The organism is Streptomyces marokkonensis (assembly GCF_039539045.1).
Taxonomy (GTDB): Bacteria; Actinomycetota; Actinomycetes; order Streptomycetales; family Streptomycetaceae; genus Streptomyces; species Streptomyces marokkonensis.
In genome coordinates, this window is the sequence record NZ_BAABCQ010000070.1 from 13573 (window position 1) to 36973 (window position 23401).

The window sequence follows — 23401 nt, forward strand, 5'->3', positions numbered from 1 at the left end:
ATGTCCTTTCCCCTGCTGACAGTCACGGCGGCGCTGCCGGCCGTCGGGGCGATCGCCACGGCAGCCGTGCCGGCCGCGAAACGCACCGCGGCCAAGTGGCTGGCGCTGCTGGTCTCCCTGGCCACGCTCGCGCTGGCGGTCACGGTCCTGATCCGCTTCGCCCCCGACGGCGACCGCTACCAGCTCACCGAGTCCCACTCCTGGATCGCGGAGTTCGGTGTCCGGTACGAGCTGGGCGTGGACGGCATCGCGGTGGCGCTGATCGCGCTGACCGCCCTGCTGATCCCCTTCATCATCCTCGCGGGCTGGCACGACGCCGACCCGGTGGAGACCGGCAGCAGCCGGTGGCGGCCGACGCAGGGCTTCTTCGCCCTGATCCTGGCCGTCGAGGCGATGGTGATCATCTCCTTCGAGGCCACCGACGTCTTCCTCTTCTACATCTTCTTCGAAGCCATGCTGATCCCGCTGTACTTCCTGATCGGCGGCTTCGGGGACCGGGCCCACCAGCACGGCGAGAAGGCGGGGGCCACGCAGCGCTCGTACGCCGCCGTGAAGTTCCTCCTCTACAACCTGGCCGGCGGCCTGATCATGCTGGCCGCGGTGATCGGGCTCTACGTGGTCGCCGGGAACTTCTCGCTCCCCGAGATCGCCGAGGCCCGGGCGAGCGGCGAGCTCGACATGGCGACCAGCACGGAACGCTGGCTGTTCCTCGGCTTCTTCGTCGCCTTCGCGGTGAAGGCGCCGCTGTGGCCGCTGCACACCTGGCTGCCCAACGCCATGCAGGAGTCCACCGCCCCGACCGCGGTGCTCATCACGGCGGTCGTCGACAAGGTCGGCACCTTCGCGATGCTCCGCTTCTGCCTCGGCCTGTTCCCGGAAGCGAGCAAGTGGGCGACGCCGGTCGTCCTCGTCCTGGCGGTCATCAGCATCATCTACGGGGCGCTGCTCGCGGTCGGCCAGCGTGACATCAAGCGGCTGATCGCCTACGCGTCGATCTCCCACTTCGGCTTCATCGTCATGGGCATCTTCGCGATGACCAGCCAGGGCCAGTCCGGCGCCACGCTGTACATGGTCAACCACGGGATCTCGACCGCCGTCCTGATGCTGATCGCCGGATTCCTGATCTCGCGGCGCGGGTCGCGGCTCATCGCCGACTACGGCGGAGTGCAGAAGGTCGCCCCGGTGCTCGCCGGCACCTTCCTGATCGGCGGCCTGGCGACCCTCTCCCTGCCGGGCCTCGCGCCCTTCGTCAGTGAGTTCCTGGTCCTGGTCGGCACCTTCACGCGCTACCCGGTGATCGGCATCATCGCCACCTTCGGCATCGTCCTCGCCGCGCTCTACACCCTCGTCCTGTACCAGCGGACGATGACGGGCCCGGTGAAGCCGGAGGTGTCCGCGATGCCCGACCTGCGGGTGCGTGAGCTGGTGGTCGTGGCGCCGCTGGTGGCGCTGCTGATCCTCCTGGGCGTCTACCCGAAGCCCCTCACGGACATCGTCAACCCCGCGGTGGAGCAGACCATGTCCGACGTACAGAAGAAGGACCCCGAGCCCGACGTGGAGGCCGCCAAGTGAGCGCAACAGCCGTCCACAGCCTGTGGACAACGGCGGCGACGGCGGCCGACCCGATCTCGAAGATCGACGCGCCGAAGATCGAGTACGGGCAGCTTTCGCCTGTCCTCATCGTCCTCGGCGCGGCGGTCCTCGGCATCCTGGCCGAGGCCTTCGTGCCGCGCAGAGCCCGCTACCACGTGCAGATGTTCTTGTCCGTCGTCGCGCTCGTCGCCGCCTTCGCAGCGGTCGTGGCGCTCGCGGCGGGCGGGTACGGCACGACCAAGGCGGGCATCGCGGCGATGGGTGCCATCGCCGTCGACGGACCGGCCCTCTTCCTCCAGGGCACCATCCTGCTGGCGAGCCTGGTCGGCCTGTTCACGTTCGCCGAACGGCGCCTCGACCCGGAGGCGCACGGCAACCGCGTGGACTCCTTCGCCGCGCAGGCCTCGTCCGTACCGGGCAGCGAGAGCGAGCAGAAGGCGGTGAAGGCCGGGTTCACCACAACGGAGGTCTTCCCGCTCCTCCTCTTCGCCGTCACCGGCATGCTGGTCTTCCCGGCGGCCAACGACCTGCTGACGCTCTTCGTGGCCCTGGAGGTCTTCTCCCTTCCCCTCTACCTGCTGTGCGCGCTGGCCCGCCGCAAGCGGCTGATGTCGCAGGAGGCGGCGGTCAAGTACTTCCTCCTCGGCGCGTTCGCCTCCGCGTTCACCCTGTTCGGCATCGCCCTGCTCTACGGCTACGCGGGCTCGATGTCGTACGGCACGATCGCGCAGGTCGTCGACGGCACCGTGCAGAACGTCACCCCGGCGCTCGCCGACACCATGGGCAACGACGCGCTGCTGCTCGTCGGCTCCGCGCTGATCGTCATGGGCCTGCTGTTCAAGGTGGGCGCCGTGCCGTTCCACATGTGGACGCCGGACGTGTACCAGGGCGCGCCGACACCGGTGACCGGGTTCATGGCGGCGGCGACCAAGGTCGCGGCCTTCGGCGCCCTGCTCCGCATCCTCTACGTCGTCCTGCCCGGCCTGCGCTGGGACTGGCGGCCGGTGATGTGGGGCGTGGCGATCGTCACCATGCTGGCCGGCGCGATCGTCGCGATCACGCAGACCGACATCAAGCGGCTGCTGGCGTACTCGTCGATCGCGCACGCGGGCTTCATCCTCGCCGGTGTCATCGCCACCACGCCGGACGGCATCTCGTCCGTCCTCTTCTACCTGGCCGCGTACTCCTTCGTGACGATCGGCGCCTTCGCGGTGGTGACACTGGTGCGCGACGCGGGCGGTGAGGCGACGCACCTGTCGAAGTGGGCCGGGCTCGGTCGCAGGTCACCGCTGGTGGCGGCCGTGTTCGCGGTGTTCCTGCTGGCCTTCGCGGGCATCCCGCTGACCTCCGGATTCACCGGCAAGTTCGCCGTGTTCAAGGCGGCGGCGGAGGGCGGTGCGGCCCCGCTGGTCGTGATCGGTGTGATCTCGTCGGCGATCGCGGCCTTCTTCTACATCCGCGTGATCGTCCTGATGTTCTTCAGCGAGCCGCGCCCGGAGGGCCCGACCGTCGCGGTGCCGTCCCCGCTGACGATGACGGCGATCGGCGTCGGCGTGGCGGTCACGGTGGTACTCGGCGTGGCACCGCAGTACTTCCTGGACCTGGCGGGACAGGCGGGGGTGTTCGTGCGCTGACGCGGCGCTCGCGCCTCTGTGGCAGCGGCCCGGCATCCTCTCGGGGGATGCCGGGCCGTGTCGTGTGTGCGGGGGCTACTCGGCGCTGGGGCGGGCCTTGGTGGCGGTCACGTCCAGGTCCATCGGGAAGGGCGCGCTCACCTTCATGCGCTCGCGGAAGATGCCGACGCTGGTGTAGGCCTCGACTGTGGGCTCAAGCTCGAAGGCGTGCACCACCGCAAGCCCCTTCTCGCTCTCGACGCGCCAGTAGTGTGGGATCTTCGCCCTGGCGTACTTCAGAGGCTTGGTCTCGCGGTCTCGTGAGACCGAGTCGGTGGAGACCACCTCGACCGCCAGTGTGACGGCCGATGACGGAAACCGGGTCTGCGTCGACTCCGTCCAGGCGTCGGCTCGGAACAGAATGACGTCCGGCTCTGGCCTGTTCTGCGCGTCGATGTCGATCGTGAACTCACGGAAGACCTCGAACTCGGCAGGGGCCAGCGACTGCAACTGCCACTTGAAGAAGTCGACAGCTCGTTCATCTGATTCCTCCGTGGATACCCCTGCCTTCAGGCAGGGGAGGAAACGGACTTCCTGCGGAGCAGGGCGGTGGGCGGGGTTTCGCCGCCAGGGCGAAAGAGCGAGCCCTGACCAGCAGTTTTGATCTTAAGTCGCAGTGCCGCTAGTTTGTGAGTGTGGCTACGACGTGCGTGAAGCGGGCGTTCAAGTACCGCTTCCATCCAACCGATGCGCAGGCGGCCGAGCTGTCGCGCACCTTCGGATGCGTACGCAAGGTCTACAACCTGGCACTCGCGGCCCGTACCGAAGCGTGGGCGCGGCAGGAACGGGTCAACTGACCGTCTCGCAGGATCCGGCGGGACGCTGGTTCGTCTCCCTGCTGTGTGACGACCCGACCGTGAAACCGCTCCCGGCAACCGATACGGCGGTCGGCGTGGACGTGGGCCTGGAGCACCTGCTGACCCTCTCCACCGGGGAGAAGATCGCCAATCCCGAAACGGGCGGGTCTCCCGCGAACGTGTGAACGATCAGCGTGTCCCTGACGCGGGTCCTGGCGTGCGACCTGTGGATAACTCCGACGCTGTCGGCGCGGACCCCTATCGTTGAGGCAGTGGTCGGGACAGGACGGACCGGACGGGTCGGACAGACCGGACGGGACGGGATGGCCCGGACGGGCGAGGCAGGACGTACGGGGGACGGGACGATGGGCGGGACGGGCGTGATCGGCGAGATGACAGTGGCTGCACAGGCGGCACAGGTGCGGGACGTGGACAGCGAGGCGCTGGCCACGCTGCACCGGGTCTTCGGGTACGAGGCCTTCCGCGGCGAGCAGGAGGCGGTCGTCGACCACGTGGTGGCGGGCGGCGACGCCGTCGTGCTCATGCCGACCGGTGGCGGCAAGTCGCTGTGCTACCAGATCCCGTCCCTGGTCCGGCCCGGCACGGGCATCGTGGTCTCGCCGCTGATCGCGCTGATGCAGGACCAGGTGGACGCGCTGCGGGCGCTCGGTGTGCGCGCCGGGTTCATGAACTCCACGCAGGACTTCGACGAGCGGCGCGTGGTGGAGGCCGAGTTCCTCGCCGGGGAGCTGGACCTGCTGTACCTGGCGCCCGAGCGGCTGCGCCTGGAGGGCACCCTCGACCTGCTCTCCCGGGGCAAGATCTCCCTCTTCGCGATCGACGAGGCGCACTGCGTCTCCCAGTGGGGCCACGACTTCCGCCCCGACTACCTCGCCCTGTCACTGCTCGGTGAGCGCTGGCCGGACGTGCCCCGGCTCGCGCTCACCGCGACCGCCACGCACGCGACGCACCGCGAGATCACCGAGCGGCTGAACATGCCGACGGCGCGGCACTTCGTGGCGAGCTTCGACCGGCCCAACATCCAGTACCGGATCGTGCCGAAGTCCGACCCCAAGAAGCAGCTGCTGAGCTTCCTGCGCGAGGAGCACCCCGGGGACGCGGGCATCGTCTACTGCCTCTCGCGCAACTCCGTCGACAAGACCGCCGAGTTCCTGTCGCGCAACGGCGTCGAGGCGGTGCCGTACCACGCCGGCCTGGACGCGGGCACCCGCGCGGCGCACCAGTCCCGGTTCCTGCGTGAGGACGGCCTGGTCGTGGTGGCGACCATCGCCTTCGGCATGGGCATCGACAAGCCGGACGTGCGGTTCGTCGCCCACCTCGACCTGCCCAAGTCGGTCGAGGGCTACTACCAGGAGACCGGCCGCGCCGGGCGGGACGGGCTGCCGTCGACCGCCTGGATGACGTACGGACTCAACGACGTCATACAGCTGCGCAAGATGATCCAGTCCTCAGAGGGCGACGAGGCGTTCCGCCGCAGGGCCCAGTCCCACCTGGACGCGATGCTCGCGCTGTGCGAGACCGCCCAGTGCCGCCGTGGCCAGCTCCTCGCCTACTTCGGGCAGGACCCGGACCCGGCCGGCTGCGGCAACTGCGACACCTGCGTCACCCCGCCGGAGACCTGGGACGGCACGGTACCGGCACAGAAGCTGCTGTCGACGGTGGTGCGGCTGAAGCGGGAGCGCGGGCAGAAGTTCGGCGCGGGGCAGATCGTCGACATCCTGCTGGGCAAGCGCACCGCCAAGGTGATCCAGTTCGACCACGACCAGCTCTCCGTGTTCGGTATCGGCGAGGAGCTGAGCGAGGGTGAGTGGCGGGGCGTCACCCGGCAGATGCTGGCCCAGGGGCTGATCGCGGTCGAGGGCGAGTACGGCACGCTGGTGCTCACCGAGGCCAGTGGGGCGGTGCTGCGGCGGGAGCGGGACGTGCCGCTGCGCAAGGAGCCGAAGAAGCCGGCCACGGCACGGTCGGCAGGAGGCGGGCGCGGGGACCGCAAGCCCAAGGCCGCCGCGGCCGAACTGCCCGAGGAACTGCTGCCGGCCTTCGAGGCGCTGCGCGCCTGGCGCGCGGAGCAGGCCCGCGAGAACGGCGTTCCGGCCTACGTCATCTTCCACGACGCCACGCTCCGCGAGATCGCGACCGCATGGCCCGCTTCGGTCGGGCAGCTCGGAGGTATCAGCGGGGTTGGTGAGAAGAAGCTGGCGACCTATGGGGAGGGCGTGCTGGCGGTGCTGGCCGGACTGGACGGGCCGGCTGCCGCCGAGGCGCCCGCACCAGGTCGTCCGCCCGCCGGCTCCGGCCGTGGCCCTGGTGAGGACCACGCGGACGACTGGCCGGAGTCCGAGCCCGAGCCGGAGCCCGAGCCGGATTCCGAGCCCGACGACTGGATATAGAGGCATAGAGGGGGACCCGCTGGAGGGCGGTGGCGGCGAGTCGGGTCGGCCGCCGGGCTCGTCCTGCCGGGGCCGGCTGCCTAGGCCAGGGCTGTCAGCCCCGGGGCGAAGGTGATCAGCAGGGGGACGAGGGGGACCAGCGCGGCTGTCGCCGTGGTCAGGGCGCGGTGCCGGGGCAGCAGGCGGGGCGGGGGTTCGAGGAGGCGGTCGACCCGTTCGCCGAGGAGGCGGTGGCTGGAGGAGCAGGACAGTACGCCACGGTGCTGGTTCAGCTCGATCAGCGCCAGTGCCGTGGTCAGGTGGCCGCAGCGCCGGGAGGCGGTGTCGTCGGCGGCGAGTTCGACCAGGCGGTGGGTCTGGTCACAGAAGTGGGCGAAGAGAGGGACCCGGGGGAAGCCGGTGGCCAGGGCGGTGGACAGGTGCAGCAGCCAGTCGTGGCGGGCCCGGGCATGGCCGCGTTCGTGGGTGAGGACGGCGTCGACCTGGGGGTCGGTGAGGCGCTGCAGGGCGCCGGTGGTGACGATCAGCTGGGGCGGGTTGCCGGGCATCCAGTAGGCGTCCGGGTACTCGTCCTCCAGGACCAACAAGGGGCCGCGGGCGGCGGGGAGCCCGGCGGGCAGGTCCGGGGCGCGTTCGCGCAGGTGGGCGCGTGACTGGGCGCGCCGTCGGCGGGCCTCGACGAGCTCGCGGACGAGCATGGCGGTCGTCCAGGCGGCGCCGCCGGCCAGCAGCAGGGTGAGTGCGGCCGCCCAGGGCGGGCCGGCGGAGAGGTTGTAGGCAGCGGTCACCGCGGGCGGTGCCGGCGCGAAGAGCTGGGCGCGGACGGTGCCGAAGACGGCGGCGGCGCCGAGGACGAGAGACGTCAGGCAGCACAGCAGGACGGTGGCGACCAGGCACTGCCACACCCACAGGGCGACGACCGGATCCCGTTCGGGCCACGAGGACCGGGTCAGCGCGCGCGGTACCGGTACCGCGGCGGTCACGGCGACGACGAACAGCAGGAGCAGGCAGACGGTCATGTGCCACGGGCTCCGGATCCTGGTCGGAAGGGCGGCTCTGGCGGTGGTGCGGTGGTGGTGCGGTTCTGGTGGGGCGGCGCGGTGCCTCGGCACCTTGGTGCCTTGGCGTGCCTTGGCGGGTGCGGGTGCGGGTGCGGGTGCGGGTGCGGGTGCGGTGCGGGCGTGCCACGTACACCGCCCGCCGCCAGTATGACGGTGACGGGCGGTGTGAGTCAGGCCCAAAAGGGAAAGGATCCGGGGTCCGGCGCGCGGGAGCCCTGAGAAACCCCGGGAGTTCGTGCGGGAGCCGGGGAGCCGGGGAGCCGGGGAGCCGGGGACCCCGGGGGCTACTGCCCGGTTCGCGGCCCGGTGACCCGTCCGGTCACCTCGCCCAGACCCACCCGGGCGCCGTGCGGCCCGGGCGCCCAGGCCGACAGGGTCACCACGTCCCCGTCCTCCAGGAACGTCCGCTTGCCGTCGGGGAGTTCCAGCGGCTCGCGTCCGTTCCAGGTCAGTTCCAGCAGGGACCCGCGCTCCCGCTCGGTCGGTCCGCTCACCGTGCCGGAGCCGTAGAGGTCACCGGTGCGCAGCGAGGCGCCGTTGACGGTCATGTGGGCCAGCTGCTGGGCGGCCGTCCAGTACATGGTGGAGAACGGTGGCTCGGAGACGACGTGGCCGTTGACGGAGACGGAGATCCGCAGGTCGTATCCTCCGGGTTCGTCCCGCTCCCCGGCCGTGTCGTCGAGGTAGGGAAGCAGCTCGTGGGTGCGCTCCGGGGGTGCCACCCGCGCCTCCTCCAGGGCGTCCAGCGGCGTGATCCAGGCCGACACGGACGTGGCGAAGGACTTGCCGAGGAACGGTCCGAGGGGGACGTACTCCCAGGCCTGGACGTCCCGCGCGGACCAGTCGTTGAGCAGGCAGAGTCCGAAGACGTGCTCGCGGAAGTCGCCGAGCGCCACCGGGCTGCCCATGTCGGACGGCACGCCCACCACGAAGCCGACCTCCGCCTCGATGTCGAGGCGGACCGACGGGCCGAAGACGGGAGTGGCGTCGGCCGGGGCCTTGCGCTGGCCGGACGGCCGTACGACGTCCGTGCCGGACACGACGACCGTGCCGGAGCGGCCGTGGTAGCCGATCGGGAGGTGCTTCCAGTTCGGGGTGAGGGAGTCGGCGGCGTCGGGGCGGAAGATCTGGCCGACGTTCCGGGCGTGGTTCTCGGAGGCGTAGAAGTCGACGTAGTCCGCGACCTCGAAGGGCAGGTGCAGGGTCACCGACGACAGCGGGTGGAACAGGGGTTCCAGGGTCTCGCGGTGGGAGGGGACGGTCACCCAGGCGGTGAGCGCGCGCCGTACGTCGGACCAGGCCGTGCGGCCGGCCGCCAGCAGCGGGTTCAGGGTGGGTCGTGCGAGCAGGGAGGCGTACGGCGATCCGAGCGCGTGGGCCGCCGCGCCGGCGTCGAGGACGTGGTCGCCGAGCCGGACGCCCACCGTCCGCTCCCGCGTGCCGGGGACCGAGAACACGCCGTACGGAAGGTTGTGCGGGCCGAAGGGGTCGCCCTCGGGGACATCGAAGGGGGGCATCGGGTGCTGCCTCGCTTTCGTGCTCGCCATGCGCCGTGCGCGCCGTGTGCGCCACGTGGTTCGTGGCCGGGCCACACGTTACGGGTGACATACCGGTCTTGGGCAGTGCGCCGGGAGGTGGCGGCATGTGGCGGGGGAGGGGGCGCTCGGACGGGCTGACGTGCGTGGAGTGTCACGGACGCCGGTGCGGGAGGCGGGGAGAGAGACCGGTGCAGTGGCCGGTGGGGCGGCCCCCGCACCGTCGGCGTACGCCCGTGCGAGCGGCCGGCGATGTGGCGCTCTGCTTCCGCTTGAGTGCGGGAAGTTGTCCACAGGCCGGTACGCAATCTTGACGGAGCGGTGCGAACGGGGCGACTCTGGGCGGGTGCTGGAAGGCCTCGGGGAGGGGGCCTTCGAGGGCACACCAGGGGGGCGGATGGCCACAGGGGAGGCCGGTCCGGGTTCGGTGCGGGATGGTTCGCAGCCGAGGAAGCGGCTGGAAGAGGCCATGCGCAGCCGTCTCGGCCGGGAATGCGTGTATGTACCGTCATGCCGTTTCGGGCTGTACGCGGCGCTGCGTCACTGGTGCCCACCGGGTGGCAGGGTGCTGATGTCGCCGGTCAACGACGATGTCATCTTCTTCGTCGTGCTGGCGGCCGGACTGCGGCCGGTGCAGGCGCCGTTGAACCCGTCGGACGCGTCCGTCGACATCGATGCCGTGCCCGAGGAGGTGTGGGGCTCGCTGTCCGCCGTACTGACGACGAACCTGTACGGCAATCCCGACCCGGCACCCGGACTGCGGGCCCGCTGCGACGCGTTGGGCATCCCACTGTTCGAGGACGCGGCGCACGCCATCGGCAGCGAGGTGGGCGGGCGGCCGGTCGGCGCGTGGGGAGACGCCTCCGTTTTCAGCCTGTCCAAGCACGTCGGCGCCAAGGCCGGCGGAATTCTCGCGGTCGCCGATCCGGGGCTGCGGGAGACGCTGGAGAAGACCTGCGACGAGCTGCTGCTGCCGCGCCGTACGACGGCCGAACTCGCCTACGCAGTACGGCCCTACGCGGAGGCCGCCGTACGTGGGCTGCGGCTTCGGCGGGCCGCCTGGGCCGCGATGCGGCTGCTGGGGCTGACGGAGCGGGAGGGGATCCGGATGCCGCTACGGCCCGAGGAGCTGGCCCGCGCGGCCGCTTCGGCCTCCGGTCCCGATGCCCACGACTCCCTCCATGCCCACGACTCCCCCCAAGCCCACGACTCCCCCCAAGCCCACGACTCTCTCGATGCCCATGACTCCCTTGACGCGCATGATCCCTGGGTCCGCGTCGACATGCACGACTACCGGCTGCGGGCCGGCCGTTTCCGGCTGGGGCGCATCGGGCGGAGGCTCGACGGACTGGACGGCGTACTGGCCGGTTGCCGCGCGGGGACGGAGCTGCTGCTGTCGACCCGCTGGGCGCTGCCGGCCGGGTGGGAAGGCGCCAGGAACCGGTCACCGGGCACGGCTCAGCCGCTGTTCCGAGTGCCCTTGCTGGTGGCGGACCGGGGCGCGGCGACGCGCGCCCTGGCCCGGCGCGGCATCGTCGTCGGCTACCTCTACGACCCGCCGCTGGACGACTACGCGGGCGCCGCCTTCACCGACCCGTCGCCCTCCCCGGAGGGGGCGCGCTGGTTCGCACGGCACGCGCTGCCCGTGGATCCGCTGCGGGCCCGTGCGGCCGTCGCGGCGCTGGAGCAGTCATCGATACAGCCGGCCGAGGCACCGGAAGGGTTGGTTCCGTCCGGTGGCTGAGACCCAGGTGCACGAGACCGCCGCGGCGCCCGCGGGCTCCGGCGGAACACCGCCCGGAAGCGGGCACGGCGGCGACTCGCTCTTCAAGAACGCCTACTTCCTGATGCTCAGCACCGGCGTCTCCGCCGTGCTCGGTCTGGGCTTCTGGCTCGTGGCCGCCCGCTACTACTCGGAGGAGGCCGTCGGGCAGGGCTCCGCCGCCATCGCCGCCATGCGGCTGCTCGCCAGCATCACGGCGACCACCATGATCGGCGCCGTGGTCCGTTTCGTACCGCGGGCCGGCCGTGCGACCGGGTGGCTGGTGTGGCGTGCGTACGCGGCCAGTTCGGTGGTCGTCGCCGTGGCCGCCGTCGTCTTCCTGCTCACCCTCGACCTGTGGGGCGCGTCGTACGCCCCGCTGGGCACCGCCGAGGCGGGGGCGCTGTTCGTCGCGGCGTGTGTGGCCTGGGCGCTGCTCACGCTCCAGGACGGTGTGCTGACCGGGCTGCGCAAGGCGGAGTGGGTGCCCGCCGGGAACGCGGTGTTCTCGGTCGGAAAGCTGATCATGCTGGCCCTCTTCGCCACCACGATGCCGGTGCTCGGCATCTTCGTGTCGTGGGCCGTGGCCATCGCCTTCTCCACCCTGCCCCTCGGCTGGCTGATCTTCCGCAGACTCATTCCCCGCCAGGCCGCCGCCGACCGCGACGTGGAGCCGCCCAAGGTCCGCGAGATGGGCCGATTCCTCGCCGGGGACTCGCTGGGCGCGGTGTTCAGCCTGGCGATGATCAACCTGCTCCCGGTGATGGTCGCGGTCAACTTCAGCGCGGCGGAGAACGGCTACTTCTACGTGGCCTACACCGTCGGCGGCACGATGGAGTTCATGGCCATCAACATGGCCTCCTCCCTCACCGCGCACGCCTCGCACGACCCGCGCCGCCTCGCCGACGGCGTCCGCGGAGCGCTGCGCCGCATGACGCTGCTGCTGGTTCCGGTGGTGCTCTTCCTGGTCGCCTTCGCCCCGCAGATCCTCGCGCCCTTCGACGCGGACTACGCGGAGCACGGCTCCACGGTGCTGCGGCTGCTCGCCATCGGCGCGCTGCCGAGGATCGTGGTCGAGCTGTACATCGGCGTGCTGCGCGTCCAGGGGCGTACCGGAGTGCTCGCCGCCGTGCAGGGCAGCATGTGCGTCCTGGTGCTGGGCAGCGCGGCGATGCTGTTCACCCCGGCCGGGATCGCGGGCGCCGGGTGGGCGGTGCTGGGAAGCATGACGCTGGTCGCCGTCGGCTGCGCGCCCGGCCTGCGCGCCGCCCTGCGCGGCATCGACGAAGCCGGTGGTTCGCGCGGGCCCGGGGCCTCGGGCCCGTCCGGCGGCACCGGAGCGCGGGGCGGCCGGAAACCCGGTCACGGCAACTCCTACGGCACTCACTGGGCACGGTTGAACGCCACCGCGGGGTACGGCACGAGCTGGGCGCGGCGGGCGGCGTACGAGCACGGGCAGTCCGACGAGGCGTCGCGGGACGACACGGTCGCCCTGTTCATCGGGCGCCCGGGGTATGAGCGGGAAGCCTTCGAGGCGGACACCCTCGCGGTGATCGTCCGACGGGCCCGGCACCCCGACACCGAGCCCGGACCCGCATCCGGCCCTGACGCGAGATCCGATGCGGAAGCCGACGCGAATGACGTAGACGACGCGAGCTCGGGTCTCGACTTCGAGCCCGATGCCGCTTCCGACTCGAGGGCCGGGCACGACGAGGCCGATCCCCAGGCCGACGACTCCGGCGGCGACCACGACTCCGGCGGCGATCACGGTGCCGATGGCGACCATGGTGCCGATGGTGTTGGCGGTGACGACGGCAGGTTCGTCGAGGACGGTGAGTTCGACGAGGACGGCTACGCGATCGGGACGGTCCCCGAGCGGCGTCTGCGGCCCGCCCTGTGGCTGCTGCTCGGCGTCGCCACCGTGGTCTTCCTGGTGGCGATGCGTGAACTGCCGTGGCTGGGCGGGGTGTCCGAGGTGGGGGCCGACCTCACTGGTCAGGAGCTGCTGCGGGGGTTGCCCCTGCCGGCGCTGGTGGCGGGGGCCCTGCTGCTCGTGGTGTTCGTGGCGGCAGTGACCTTGTGCGCCTGTCCCGACCCCTGGCTGCCCGGCACCGCGCTGGGTGCCGCCGTCCTCGCCCTGCACGCGGCGCCCGTCGCCCTCGGACGGGAACCGGAGGCGGTAGGTGGGACGTTATATACCGAGACGGCTGGATTTCTCGCGGAAGCGGTGGGGTTCGACGGGCCTGGTCCACTGCTGCGCTGGACGCCGCTCGTCCTGCAGTTGCTGTGTCTCGTGCCGCTGTGGTTGCTGCTCGCGAAGGCGGGCGGTCGGCTGGGGTGGCAGGGACGCTGGGGGGTTCTGTATCTCGCCGCGGTGGGGGGCTGGGTCTGGCGTCAGGAGCTCGCGCCGGTCGCGCCGCCTCTCCTCCTGCTGCTCGTTCTCGTAGTCCTGCTCCTGTCACTTCGCCGCCCTGGTTTCAGGACGGAGCCGACGGAGCCCGAGCACCGCGCCAGACCGAACGGCATGTCCAGGGACTGATCAAGCACAGAGCCGAATCTCCAGGGGGGAATCGTCGTGCGTCCGCCAGCAACTCCACGGGAGAGATCCGCACCAGATCCCGCACCCGGGCAGGAAACCCCGGACGCCTCGAACCCGGACGCACCGGTGCCCTCGAACGCGCCGGACCCTGGGGAAACCCTCACGCGCGGCCCCGGACACGACCACGGCCCCGGACACGACCACGGCCCCGGACACGACCACGGACACGACCACGGCCCCGCGCAGGACCATGGGCCCGAACACGACGCCAGGCCCGAACTCGGACCCGAACCCGGCACCGGCGCCGTTCACGAACCCGACCACCAAGACGACCACGAAGACCACCACCAACCCGACTACGAGCGCGGCCACGCGCGGGAGAAGGGCGCACTCCTCCGCGCCTCGCAGGAGCCGACTCCCCGCACTTCACAGGAGTCGGCCACCACGACCTCGGAGGAGGCGTCCGCCCGGCCCGTCCGGGATACCACCGCACACGCCCACCAGCCCTCTGACCCGGAGCCCCGCGGCTCCGCCGCCGAGCCGCCCGTGACGGATTTGTCCGACCTCGCTCCAGCCGCCTGGCCGACCCGCGTCGCCGCCGCCTGGCCGGCCGTACCCCTGCTCGTCGCGCTCGCCCTGTGGACCTACGCGACGCGCCACACCGACGTGTCCGCCCTGGATGACTTCGGCCTGCTCAGCGCGCTGCATCCCACCTTCTGGGCCGGTCTCGCCGTGCTCACCACGGGCTTCTGGTTCACAGTGCGCAACCCGCGCCGCCGGGGCGCCTGGTCGCTCGCCTACGTCCTGGGTCTGCTCGTGATGGAGCGGGCCACCCAGGCCGTCCTCTACTCGACGCCGCTCTACGCGTGGGCGTGGAAGCACGATGCGGTCATCGACCATCTCCTGACGTCCGGCGGACTTCAGACCGCGGACCAGCTCGGCGACATGGCGGTCTACGACCAGTGGCCCGGCTTCTTCGCCGCCCAGGCAGCACTGGTACGGCTGCTGGGCGTGGACAACGCCGCGATGTACATGGCCTGGTGGCCGTTGGCCTCCAGCCTGATGTTGCTGCTCCCGCTGCTGCTGATCTACCGGACCTTCACCGAGGACCGGCGGTTGATCTGGACCGCCGTGTGGCTGTTCTACGTCGCCAACTGGGTGGGACAGGACTACTTCTCCCCGCAGTCCGTCGCCTACGCCCTGCACCTGGGCGTCATCGCGGTCGTACTGCGCCGCTACGGCCGTTCCGGTGGGCGGCGCGGACGGCAGGGGCAGGTGGTGTGGACCGTACTGCTCAGCGTGCTGGTCACCGCCATAGTCGTCTCGCACCAGCTGACCCCCGGCATGCTCGTGGTCACGCTCGTCGCGCTGGCGTTCACGCGCCGCTACCGTCACTGGGTCCCGGCGGTCACGACGGTCGTGATCTTCCTGGCCTGGAGTCTCACGGCCGCGCTCCCCTTCCTCTCCGCCACCCTGCCGGACATGATCCGTTCCGTCGGCGACGTCGGAGCCAACGTCGAGACCGGGTACGGGACCACGCCCACCGGCACCGGCGCGGTGATGACCTCCTGGGCGGCCCGGCTGCTCTCGGGCTCCGTACTGCTGCTCGCGCTGGCCGGCGTGCTGCGCCAGCGGGTGCTGAGGCACCGGGCACTGCCGCTGCTGCTGGTCGCGGCGGCGCCGCTGCCGATGTTCGTGGCGAGCAGCTACGGCAGCGAGATGATTTTCCGGGTCCTGATGTTCACGCTGCCCGGCGCGGCCTTCTTCGCCGCCGCCGCGCTGCTGCCGAAGGTCCGCACGCTGGCCGCCGACGCCGCCGACGCCGCCGTCGCCACCGTGCGGGGTAAGGAAGGACGCTCGCCGACCACCACCACCATCGTCCGGCGTCGGCGCTTCCCACTGCCCTCGTTGCCCTCGCTGCGGTACGGCGCGTGGGCGCCGCCGCTCGTGCTGCTCGCCGGGACCCTCGCGTTCGTGCCGAGCTACTCGGGCAAGGACCGCATCAACTACTTCCCGTCCTCGGAAGTGGCCCTGGTACAGCAGCTCTTCGACCAGGCACCGGACGATTCCCTGGTCGTCGCCGCCAATCGGAACTACCCGCTCGCCTACGAGCAGTACTGGAGAGTCGACCACTACTGGTTCCTCGACGACGACCGGCGCCACGTCGACGAGATCGTCCGCGACCCGGCAGCCGTCCTCGCTCGAGACATGGCCGGCGTGGAAGCTCCGGCCCGTGCCTACTTCCTGCTCACCCAGGGGCAGGTGGCCAACTCGGAGATGAACGGCCAGTTGAACACAGCCCAGTTGAACCGTCTCCGGGAGTCCGTCACGAACTCACCGCTGTTCGAGCGCGTGGCTCAGAACAGCGCCGGCGTGCTCTACGTCCTGAAACCGGCGAGCTGAGAAGGGGAGCGAGTCAGACCATGAAACCGCGGGACGCCAAGGCATCACCGGACCCGAAGGCATCACCGGACCCCAGGACACCACCGGACCCCAGGGCCTCGCCGGGCGTCGGCGCACCGCTGGACGCCATGACACCCCAGGACCTCGTGATCCGTATGCTGCCGCCGTTCGCCGGCTGGCTGGCGCTCGCCGCGCTCGCTCTGCCCGGTGGCTCACCGTTGCGCGGCGCGGCGGTCGTCGCCTTCCTGACCGTCGGCCCGGGCGCCGCCCTGGTGAGAATCTGCGGCCCCGCGCTGCGGGCCCGCCGGGCACAGGCCCCCGTCGAGCGTCGTGACGCGGACTTCGAACGCCACTCCGACCTGCTGGAACGGCTGATGCTGGCCGTCCTGCTGAGTGTCAGCGCCGCGATGCTCGTCGCCACGGTGCTGATAGCCGCGCACGCCTTCAGCGGGGACCGGGTCCTGCTGACGCTCACCCTGCTGACCACGCTCGCCGCGTTCTGCCCGCGCCTGCGTGCTTCCCCGATGCCCAGGACGGCGTCGGGGGCGGCACCGAGGACACGGAAGGGTTCCACTCTGTGAAGTTCGCCCGTCCCGCTCGCCGCACGACCGGGGACTCGACGACGACCGGACAGCACCGCAGGCCCAAGGAACCCAGGGGCCCCAGGCGCCCTGGCCGGCGCCGTCTGCTGATCACATCCGTCACGGCCACGTGCGCGGTCCTGGTCGCGTTGCTCGCCCTGCGCGACGCCACCGGCCCGGCCGACCCGGCCGACGACGCGAAGTGCCGCCCGACCGCGCTCCTCGAGCCGCCCTGCGGTGCGTGGTTCGGCGCCTTCGTGCCGCACGACAAGTCCGACCTGGCCGAGAAGGTGCACGCGTACGAGGAGAACGTCGGGCGCAGGCTCGACATCGTGTACACGTACCACGACATGTCGGCGGTCACGGAGACCCGCCTGGAGGGCCAGCTGCTCACCGAGCAGGAACAGCTCGTCGGCGATGACCGCATGCTGCTGCTCTCCTGGGAGAGCAAGTGGTGGGGCGGGACCAAGGAGCAGCAGCCCACCTGGAAGCAGATAGCCGCCGGTGACATGGACGATTCCGTGATCGACGTCCAGGCACAGCGGATCAAGGAGTACGGGCAGCGCACGGGGAAGAAGGTGTTCCTCTCCTTCGACCTGGAGATGGACACCCGTACGCCGGACAACGGCACCCCGGCCGACTACGTCCGGGCCTACCGCCACATCCACGACCGGTTCCGCGAGCTGGGCGTCGACAACGTCGTGTGGACGTGGATCATCACCGGCTACCTGGACCACGCCGACCTGTTCAAGAGCATGTATCCGGGGGACGAGTACGTCGACTGGATCGGCTACAACCAGTACAACTACTACCTCTGCCACAAGACGGACTGGCTCACCTTCGCCCAGACCCAGCACGCCACCCACGACTGGATCCGCGCCAACCTCTCCGACGACAAGCCCCTGATGCTCTCGGAGTTCGGCAGCGCCTCCGACCCGAAGCGGCCCGACCGGCAGGCGGACTGGTACGCGCAGGTGCCCGGGGTGCTCAAGGACCTGGAGGGTGTCAAGGCCGCCCTCCAGTGGAACTACCGCGACCCCGGGCCGCACTGCAACCTGGCCGTGGCGGGCGATCGGGCGTGGGCCAATCTGCGCGAGGTGGCCGCCGACCCCCACCTCAACCAGCCGCTGAAGTGACCGGGGCCGTCCCGCGGGCTACCCGGCGAACTCGGGCCCCCGGAGCATGGCACGCCCCCGCCGGTACCACCGCCACGCGACGGTCTTCGGACCGTCGCGGTAGGGGGCGATCCGGGCGCCCCCGCCCGCCAGCCACGCCTCGACGTCGGCGACCGTGTGGCCGCGCCGCACGATGAGCCGGGCGATGCGGTACCGCTCGTCGCGGTCCGAGCTGAGCGCGTGCCGCACGGCGGTCGCCGTCTCGTACCCGGCGCGGGCCGACAGCGACCGCACCTTGGCGCTGTTGTAGCCGTGCGGGTAGGCGAGGTGGCGGATCGGATGCCCAAGGGCGTCCTCCAGTACGGCCTTGGACGTACGTAGTTCGTACGCGAGGCCGCTGGTGGACAGGGTGTCGAGCTGGGCGTGGGTGACGGTGTGGCTGCCGATCTCCATGCCGGAACGTTCCAGCTCCGCCGCCTCGTCCAGGGTCATCATCGGCGCGGGCGGCAGCAGACTGTGCCCGCCCGGAGCGATGGCCCCGGTGGTCAGGTAGGCGGTGGCGGGCAGCGAGCGCACGGCCAGCGCCTCGGCCGTGGGACCGGGCAGGTCGGCGAAGCCGTCGTCGAAGGTGAGCAGCACGGGCCGGGGCGGCAGCGCCGCCCGCCCGGCGAGATGGCCGGCGAGCACGCTGATCGTGACCGGCGTCATCCCGCTGTCGACGATCGCGTCCAGATGGGCGGCGAACTCCCTCGGCGCGACGGTGAACTCGGCGATCCACGAGGGCGGATCGTCCATCACCGCGTGGTAGAGGAAGACGGGTATGTGCCCGCCCGCCGCCGCGGCGTCCTCCCGAGCCCCGGTCGGTCTCGGAGCGTTGGCCGCTCCCGGAGCCCCGGTCCCGGTCCCGGTCACTCTCGGTGCGTGGGTCTCTCTCATCGCGTCTCCAGTGCGACCGTACGCAGGGCGCGGCGGGCGCGCAGATAGCCGACGGGGCCGTAGAGCATGCCCCGGCGCTGCAGGCGGGACAGGCGCCGCGGCCAGGGATGCGTACGTGATTCGTGCCCGCCCGGCGCGCCGGCTGCCGGTCCCGTGCCGTCGGCGGCACCGCCGTCGGCGGTGGGGGGTACGGCGGTGGCGCGTACGGCGGTCAGCCGGCGCGCGTGTGCCAGTCCGCCCGGCAGCCGGACGAGGAAGGCCGGCACCAGCGCCGGCCGGTTCACGAGGATCGCCGTGAGGTACGCGGTGAGGCCCGCGCCGTAGCCGTACGCCTGGGTCTCCAGGTCCCGCCACGTCTCCCGGTGGTGGTGCCAGACCAGGGCGCGCGGGGTGTAGCGCAGCCGCTGCCCCTGGGCGAGGACGCGGACGAATCCGTAGAGGTCGTCACCGCCCCGAGCGGGCGTGCCGGCGCCGGTCGCCGGGTCGAAGCCGGCGGCCGCCCGCAGCACCGACGTACGGAAGGCCATGTTGGCGCCCGAGCCGAAGCGGCCCGCGGTGAACGGGAACAGCGGGTCGTCGGCGGGCGGGTCCGCCGGGTCGTACGTCCGTGGAGTGAAGCCCTTCGCGAAGCCGCCGTGGCTCTCCAGCAGCACCTGGGCCGGGGTGCGCAGCCGCGCGGGCAGGATCAGTCCCGTGGCGCAGCCCAGGCGTGGGTCGGCGGCGAAGGGCGCGGTCAGCTCGGTGAGCCAGCGCGGGTCGGCGACCACGTCGTCGTCGGTGAAGGCGATCACCTCGCCCCGTACGACCGCGAGCCCCCGGTTGTGCGCGATCGCGAGTCCGGGGACCGGTTCGCACACGTAGCGCACCCGCTCGCCGTACTTCCGCTCGACCAGCTCACGGGTCTCGCCGGTGGCGGGCGCGTTGTCGACGACGACGATCTCGAAGTCCGGGTGGTCCTGCGCGAGCAACGAGTCCAGCGCTCGGGCGAGCTGGTCCGCCCGTTCCCGGGTGGCGACCACGACACTGGCGGACGGTGGCCGGGGCAACGGCTCGGGCGCCTCCCCACCCGGCAGCTTCCGGGCGAGCCCGGCCAGCACCTCGGTGGGATCCGCGCCCTCGGGTACCTGCCCGAGCACCGTGCCGATGGGCCGTCCTGCCCGTCTGACCAGGACGAAGACCGCCCCGGACGTCACCGTGGCGCTGCCCGGCCCCGGTCTCAGCTCCGCACCTCTCGCGCCTCCGGCACCTTCAGCGTCCGCCGTATCGCCGGCCTCCTGCGCACCGCCGAGACCCCGGGCATCGACAGCCTCCTGCGCACTGCGAACATCCCGCGCATCGCCAGTCTTCTTCGCCCAATCGGCCCCTTGCGCCCCGTGGGCCTCCCGCGCCCCGCCAGCCTCCGCCGCCCCATCCTCCTCGGCGGCGAGGTCCAGCTCGGCGACCTGCACCGGGCCGATGCTCAGGAACCCCTCTATCTCCCGCCGTGTCTCCTGCCGCGCACGCCACACGCCGGCCATACGCCCACCCCCTCGTGGTTGCCCTCCGTCATCACCGGCGAAGCCGGGCCGCGCCCCTCAACGTCCGTACCGCCAGCGACGCCAGCCGGGGCCGGTCGCGCACGAAGCCGTGCGCGCGTCGGGCCGGTTCGCGGCCGAGCCAGTGCAGCGCGGCGCCCGCGCCCACACGCGTCGCGGCCCCCTCGTACACGGGCAGTTCGCCCGTCTTCAGCGAGTCCTTGTACTCCGCCGGGCCCCGCCCCATGTCGAGCATGCCGACGCCGACGGCGGCGGCGGCCTCGGCCATCCGCAGATGCAGCACCAGCCCCGGCGAGTACTTGGCGAAGTCCGGGTCGTACGCCGGGAACCAACAGGCCAGGACCGTCGCGGAGCGCAGTCCGAAGTGGGCGGCGACCGGCCGGCCGTCGGCGTAGAGCACGGAGAGGGTGCCGGTGCACTCGGGCGCCCGTGTCTCGGCCAGCCGTGCCACGAGCCGGCTGATCCACTCCTGTGCGAACCGGTCCCGTCGTCCCGTCCTGCGGTACTGCGCCGACTTCCACTCCATGAGCGTGCGCAGGGCGGCCGGATCACGCTCGTCGAACACGAAGCGCACGTCGCCGACCTGGCGGCCGAGCCTGCGCTCCTTGGCGAGGGTCGTCTTCAGGAACTTCGGTGACCGGTCGCGCAGTTCGTTCTCGTACGCCTCGTACCCCTTCTGCACGTCGATGACGTGGGTGGTGTGCTCCTCGGCGGCGTGCGGCACGAACAGTGACTGCTCCGCCTCCACGTTGTCGAAGGCGAAGCTCGACAGGGAGCAGGCCCGCAGCAGTTCGCGGGTGTCCGGGGCGAGGTCCTGGCGCAGCACCGCGCCCTGGCAGTCCGACACTCCGAGTCCGATCGCCCGGCCCTGGCCCAGCGGTCCGTGCTCGTGCGGCAGGAACCCGGCCGCCTCCCCGCCGTCGTACACCACCGCCACCCGTGCCCGCGGCCGTACCCGGCCCACGACGTCGGTGAACTCCGGTTCCATGAACGGATTGCGTGGTGCCGTCGACTTGGCGCGCAGCTCGCGCCAGTGCTCCCGTTCCCCCTCGCCCAGTTCCTCCGGCCTGAGCACACGCACACGTCCGCTGTTCAACCCGACCCCCCGATCAAGTCCCCCTGGACAACAGCAAGGTACCGCCGGGGCGTCCCGGCGGGTAGGTAGCGGACCATGTTGTTGCCAATCGGTGCACAGGCCTTTAACCGGCTTTAGCCGATGATGTGCCAGGTTTCGGACACGTTCGTGCGTCCTCGTGCCGTACTCGTGCGCAGTTGTGCCGTCCTCGTGCGTCCTCGTTCGGAAGCGGTCGCGGGTGAGTCGGACAGGTGCGGTGTCCGTATTCTCTGATCATGGACCGCACCGCGTACTCACTCGTCGCCACCGACCTCGACGGCACGCTGCTCCGTGGCGACGACACCGTCTCCGACCGGTCGCTGGCCGCGCTGGCGCGGGCGGGTGAGGCCGGTGCGCGGCATCTCGTGGTGACGGGGCGACCGGCGCCCCGGGTACGGCCGCTGCTCGGCCGCCTGGGCTGCACGGGGCTCGCGGTGTGCGGCCAGGGCGCGCAGGTGTACGACGCCGGTGCGCACCGGATGCTGTGGTCGGTCACCCTGGACCGGGAACTGGCCGAGACCGCGCTCGGCAAGATCGAGGCCGAGGTGGGGCAGGTGTACGCCGCGGTCGACCAGGACGGCGTCGACGGCCTGACGCTCATCGAGCCGGGTTACCTGATGCCCCACCCGACGCTGCCCGCGGTACGGGTCGAACGGCGCGACGAGCTGTGGAGCACACCGATCAGCAAGGTGCTGCTGCGCCACCCCGACCTGTCCGACGACGAGCTGGCGGCGACGGCGCGCGCGGTGGTCGGTTCCCTGGCGACGGTCACGATGTCGGGGCCGGGGACGGTGGAGCTCCAGCCGTGCGGCATCACCAAGGCGACCGGCCTCGCCCTGGCCGCCGAGCGCCTGGGCCTGAGCCGGCGGCGGACGATCGCCTTCGGGGACATGCCCAACGACATCCCCATGTTCGACTGGGCGGCGCACGGCGTCGCCATGGCGGACGCCCACCCCGAACTCAGGGCGGTGGCCGACGAGGTCACGACGACGAACGAGGACGACGGCGTGGCCGTCGTCCTCGAGCGGATCTTCGGAGCTTCCTAGTACGGCTCAGTACGCGCTGAAGACGTTGTCCATCGAGCCGTACCGGTCGGCCGCGTAGTTGCAGGCGGCGGTGATGTTGGCGACCGGGTCGTACGGGTCCCAGGAGGTGCCGGGCACGTGGTACGCCTGGAAGGTGGGGGCGATCACCTGGAGCAGTCCCTTGGACGGGGTGCCGTTGACGGCGTTGATGTCCCAGTTGTTGATGGCGAGCGGGTTGCCGGACGACTCCCGCATGATGTTGCGGTGGATGCCCTCGTACGTCCCGGGGATGCCGTGCTGCGCCATGATGTCGAGCGACTCGCGGATCCAGCCGTCGAGGTTGTCCGGGTACGTCGTCGTCGCCGCGGTGGCGGCGGTCGCGGTGGCCGGCGTGGTGGCCGGGGTGGCGGCGGAGGCGCTGGTCGCGCCGATGAGCGGCAGGGCGAGCACGGCGGCGCCGGTGCCGGCGACGGCGAGCTTGCGGGCGAGACGGGTGGTTCGGGCGTGACGGTTCTGACCGTTGGCAGACATGCTTGAGTCCCTCTCCTTACGCCTGCGAGGTGAGCTGTCGGGTTCGGGCGGGGAGGTGCCCGGCCGGGCCCTGACGGGCACGGCTTCACCCCGAGCCGCTCCGGTGGTGACCGGGCGCGGCGACTTACCTGGGTCCCCCGCTCCTGCCTGCGAGTTTGTTGGCGGATGACTGTGTGTCCGGGCGGTGGCAGGATTCGGCGTCCACCCGACAGGCCGGGAACGTATGCGAGAGCACATGTCCGAAACAAGTGCAGGAATCACCCAACGCGCCTGTTGACCTTGGTCTGGGGTGTTTGTGACGCTTGATCCTTTGCGGTTGCCAAGCCTCAACTGGCTTGCGGCGCAAAGGGAGGGCGTGGCCGGCGGCGGGGTTGCCTACGGGTGGGGCGGAGTGAGTCAACTCACGGGCGTCGACAAGAGCGGTAAATCGGATATTAAGGCCAATTGGGGGTCAATCGTCCATGGGTGGGGATGGCTTCGGGTGCCGGCCGGATGGCTGGGCGGGCCGCCACCGCGTGCGCCCCGCTCCCGGCCGCATTCGGCCCCGCATTCGGCCCTGTGTCCGGCTTTGTGTTCGGCCCGGTTTCCGGCTTGTGTCCGTTCTGTGCCATCCGCGCCCGGTCTCGCGTCCGGTCTCGCGTCCGGTCTCGCGTCCGGTCTCGTGTCCGGCTCTGCGCTCCCCTTCACGGCCGGCCCTCCGCTTCGGTGTTTCCACGCGCCGTGCGGGCATCTGTTCGGAGTGGGGGTGGAGTGAGTCGAGTGGGTGACGTATTCGGAGTGCGGCCCGTTG

At 71.4% G+C, this 23401-nt stretch carries 15 protein-coding genes, 2 pseudogenes and 1 riboswitch; of the genes and pseudogenes, 10 read left to right on the plus strand and 7 right to left on the minus strand.

All coding sequences use genetic code 11. The features are described 5' to 3' along the window. Complete coding sequence (locus tag ABEA26_RS18840; protein ID WP_345593715.1) at positions 1–1572, plus strand: NADH-quinone oxidoreductase subunit M; 1572 nt, start codon at positions 1–3, stop codon at positions 1570–1572. Continuing rightward, positions 1569–3227: an NADH-quinone oxidoreductase subunit NuoN gene (nuoN, locus tag ABEA26_RS18845; protein WP_345593716.1), complete on the plus strand. Its 1659-nt coding sequence runs from the start codon at positions 1569–1571 to the stop codon at positions 3225–3227. The genes ABEA26_RS18840 and nuoN overlap by 4 nt, the downstream gene beginning before the upstream one ends. 75 nt (positions 3228–3302) lie before the next feature. Here the strand turns inward: nuoN and ABEA26_RS18850 are convergent. Beyond that, positions 3303–3743, minus strand: a pseudogene (locus tag ABEA26_RS18850) (Uma2 family endonuclease); the annotation flags it as partial. 152 nt (positions 3744–3895) lie between these two features. On the opposite strand from ABEA26_RS18850, the pseudogene ABEA26_RS18855 reads away from it, so the two are divergent. Together ABEA26_RS18855 and recQ are read left to right on the plus strand one after the other, a co-directional pair. Continuing rightward, positions 3896–4218 (plus strand): annotated as a pseudogene (locus tag ABEA26_RS18855) (helix-turn-helix domain-containing protein); the annotation flags it as partial. Between the two features lie 210 nt (positions 4219–4428). Beyond that, positions 4429–6474, plus strand: a complete 2046-nt coding sequence (gene recQ / locus ABEA26_RS18860) for a DNA helicase RecQ (RefSeq protein ID WP_345593732.1) — start codon at positions 4429–4431, stop codon at positions 6472–6474. Between the two features lie 80 nt (positions 6475–6554). On the opposite strand, the gene ABEA26_RS18865 is transcribed toward recQ, so the two are convergent. Together ABEA26_RS18865 and fahA are read right to left on the minus strand one after the other, a co-directional pair. Continuing rightward, entirely contained in the window at positions 6555–7493 is a 939-nt protein-coding gene (locus tag ABEA26_RS18865) for a M56 family metallopeptidase (protein ID WP_345593717.1), read from the minus strand. Positions 7494–7819: 326 nt separating this feature from the next. Continuing rightward, a complete protein-coding gene (fahA, locus tag ABEA26_RS18870; protein ID WP_345593719.1) occupies positions 7820–9052 on the minus strand; it encodes a fumarylacetoacetase in 1233 nt (410 codons plus the stop codon). 415 nt (positions 9053–9467) lie between these two features. On the opposite strand from fahA, the gene ABEA26_RS18875 reads away from it, so the two are divergent. From ABEA26_RS18875 to ABEA26_RS18895, 5 genes are all read left to right on the plus strand, one after another. After that, a complete protein-coding gene (locus ABEA26_RS18875; RefSeq protein ID WP_345593720.1) occupies positions 9468–10814 on the plus strand; it encodes a DegT/DnrJ/EryC1/StrS family aminotransferase in 1347 nt (448 codons plus the stop codon). After that, positions 10807–13371 (plus strand): lipopolysaccharide biosynthesis protein, encoded by a 2565-nt coding sequence (locus ABEA26_RS18880; RefSeq protein ID WP_345593721.1) that lies wholly within the window; start codon positions 10807–10809, stop codon positions 13369–13371. The genes ABEA26_RS18875 and ABEA26_RS18880 overlap by 8 nt, the downstream gene beginning before the upstream one ends. A 126-nt stretch (positions 13372–13497) precedes the next feature. Further along, positions 13498–15774, plus strand: coding sequence for an ICP22 family protein (locus tag ABEA26_RS18885; RefSeq protein WP_345593722.1), 2277 nt, complete (start codon positions 13498–13500; stop codon positions 15772–15774). A 20-nt stretch (positions 15775–15794) separates the two neighbouring features. Further along, complete coding sequence (locus ABEA26_RS18890) at positions 15795–16355, plus strand: hypothetical protein (RefSeq protein ID WP_345593723.1); 561 nt, start codon at positions 15795–15797, stop codon at positions 16353–16355. Continuing rightward, a complete protein-coding gene (locus ABEA26_RS18895; protein ID WP_345593724.1) occupies positions 16352–17491 on the plus strand; it encodes a glycosyl hydrolase in 1140 nt (379 codons plus the stop codon). Before ABEA26_RS18890 ends, ABEA26_RS18895 begins: the two co-directional genes overlap by 4 nt. Positions 17492–17509: 18 nt before the next feature. On the opposite strand, the gene ABEA26_RS18900 is transcribed toward ABEA26_RS18895, so the two are convergent. The 3 genes from ABEA26_RS18900 to ABEA26_RS18910 all read right to left on the minus strand — a co-directional run bounded on the left by ABEA26_RS18900 (position 17510) and on the right by ABEA26_RS18910 (position 21022). Next, positions 17510–18265 carry a polysaccharide deacetylase family protein gene (locus ABEA26_RS18900; RefSeq protein WP_345593725.1) on the minus strand — a complete coding sequence of 252 codons (756 nt, stop codon included), beginning with the start codon at positions 18263–18265 and terminating at the stop codon, positions 17510–17512. Positions 18266–18402: 137 nt separating this feature from the next. Then, positions 18403–19923, minus strand: a complete 1521-nt coding sequence (locus tag ABEA26_RS18905) for a glycosyltransferase family 2 protein (protein WP_425587862.1) — start codon at positions 19921–19923, stop codon at positions 18403–18405. Positions 19924–19954: 31 nt separating this feature from the next. Next, entirely contained in the window at positions 19955–21022 is a 1068-nt protein-coding gene (locus tag ABEA26_RS18910) for a GNAT family N-acetyltransferase (protein ID WP_345593727.1), read from the minus strand. Between the two features lie 269 nt (positions 21023–21291). On the opposite strand from ABEA26_RS18910, the gene ABEA26_RS18915 reads away from it, so the two are divergent. Beyond that, complete coding sequence (locus tag ABEA26_RS18915; RefSeq protein WP_345593729.1) at positions 21292–22101, plus strand: HAD family hydrolase; 810 nt, start codon at positions 21292–21294, stop codon at positions 22099–22101. Positions 22102–22107: 6 nt separating this feature from the next. Here ABEA26_RS18915 and ABEA26_RS18920 read toward each other — a convergent pair whose 3' ends face one another. Further along, on the minus strand, positions 22108–22611 hold the full coding sequence (locus tag ABEA26_RS18920) for a transglycosylase SLT domain-containing protein (RefSeq protein WP_345593731.1): 504 nt from the start codon (positions 22609–22611) through the stop codon (positions 22108–22110). A gap of 5 nt (positions 22612–22616) precedes the next feature. After that, a riboswitch (cyclic di-AMP (ydaO/yuaA leader) is annotated at positions 22617–22785 on the minus strand. Positions 22786–23401 lie beyond the last annotated feature (616 nt).

What these genes read in the sequence shown, in the direction of transcription:
- ABEA26_RS18840 (WP_345593715.1), top strand. Translation starts at nt 1, where the DNA reads ATGTCCTTTCCCCTGCTGACAGTCACGGCGGCGCTGCCGGCCGTCGGG.
- recQ (WP_345593732.1), top strand. Translation starts at nt 4,429, where the DNA reads ATGGGCGGGACGGGCGTGATCGGCGAGATGACAGTGGCTGCACAGGCG.
- ABEA26_RS18865 (WP_345593717.1), bottom strand. Translation starts at nt 7,493, where the DNA reads ATGACCGTCTGCCTGCTCCTGCTGTTCGTCGTCGCCGTGACCGCCGCG.
- fahA (WP_345593719.1), bottom strand. Translation starts at nt 9,052, where the DNA reads ATGCCCCCCTTCGATGTCCCCGAGGGCGACCCCTTCGGCCCGCACAAC.
- ABEA26_RS18875 (WP_345593720.1), top strand. Translation starts at nt 9,468, where the DNA reads ATGGCCACAGGGGAGGCCGGTCCGGGTTCGGTGCGGGATGGTTCGCAG.
- ABEA26_RS18890 (WP_345593723.1), top strand. Translation starts at nt 15,795, where the DNA reads ATGAAACCGCGGGACGCCAAGGCATCACCGGACCCGAAGGCATCACCG.
- ABEA26_RS18900 (WP_345593725.1), bottom strand. Translation starts at nt 18,265, where the DNA reads ATGGACGATCCGCCCTCGTGGATCGCCGAGTTCACCGTCGCGCCGAGG.
- ABEA26_RS18905 (WP_425587862.1), bottom strand. Translation starts at nt 19,923, where the DNA reads ATGGCCGGCGTGTGGCGTGCGCGGCAGGAGACACGGCGGGAGATAGAG.
- ABEA26_RS18915 (WP_345593729.1), top strand. Translation starts at nt 21,292, where the DNA reads ATGGACCGCACCGCGTACTCACTCGTCGCCACCGACCTCGACGGCACG.
- ABEA26_RS18920 (WP_345593731.1), bottom strand. Translation starts at nt 22,611, where the DNA reads ATGTCTGCCAACGGTCAGAACCGTCACGCCCGAACCACCCGTCTCGCC.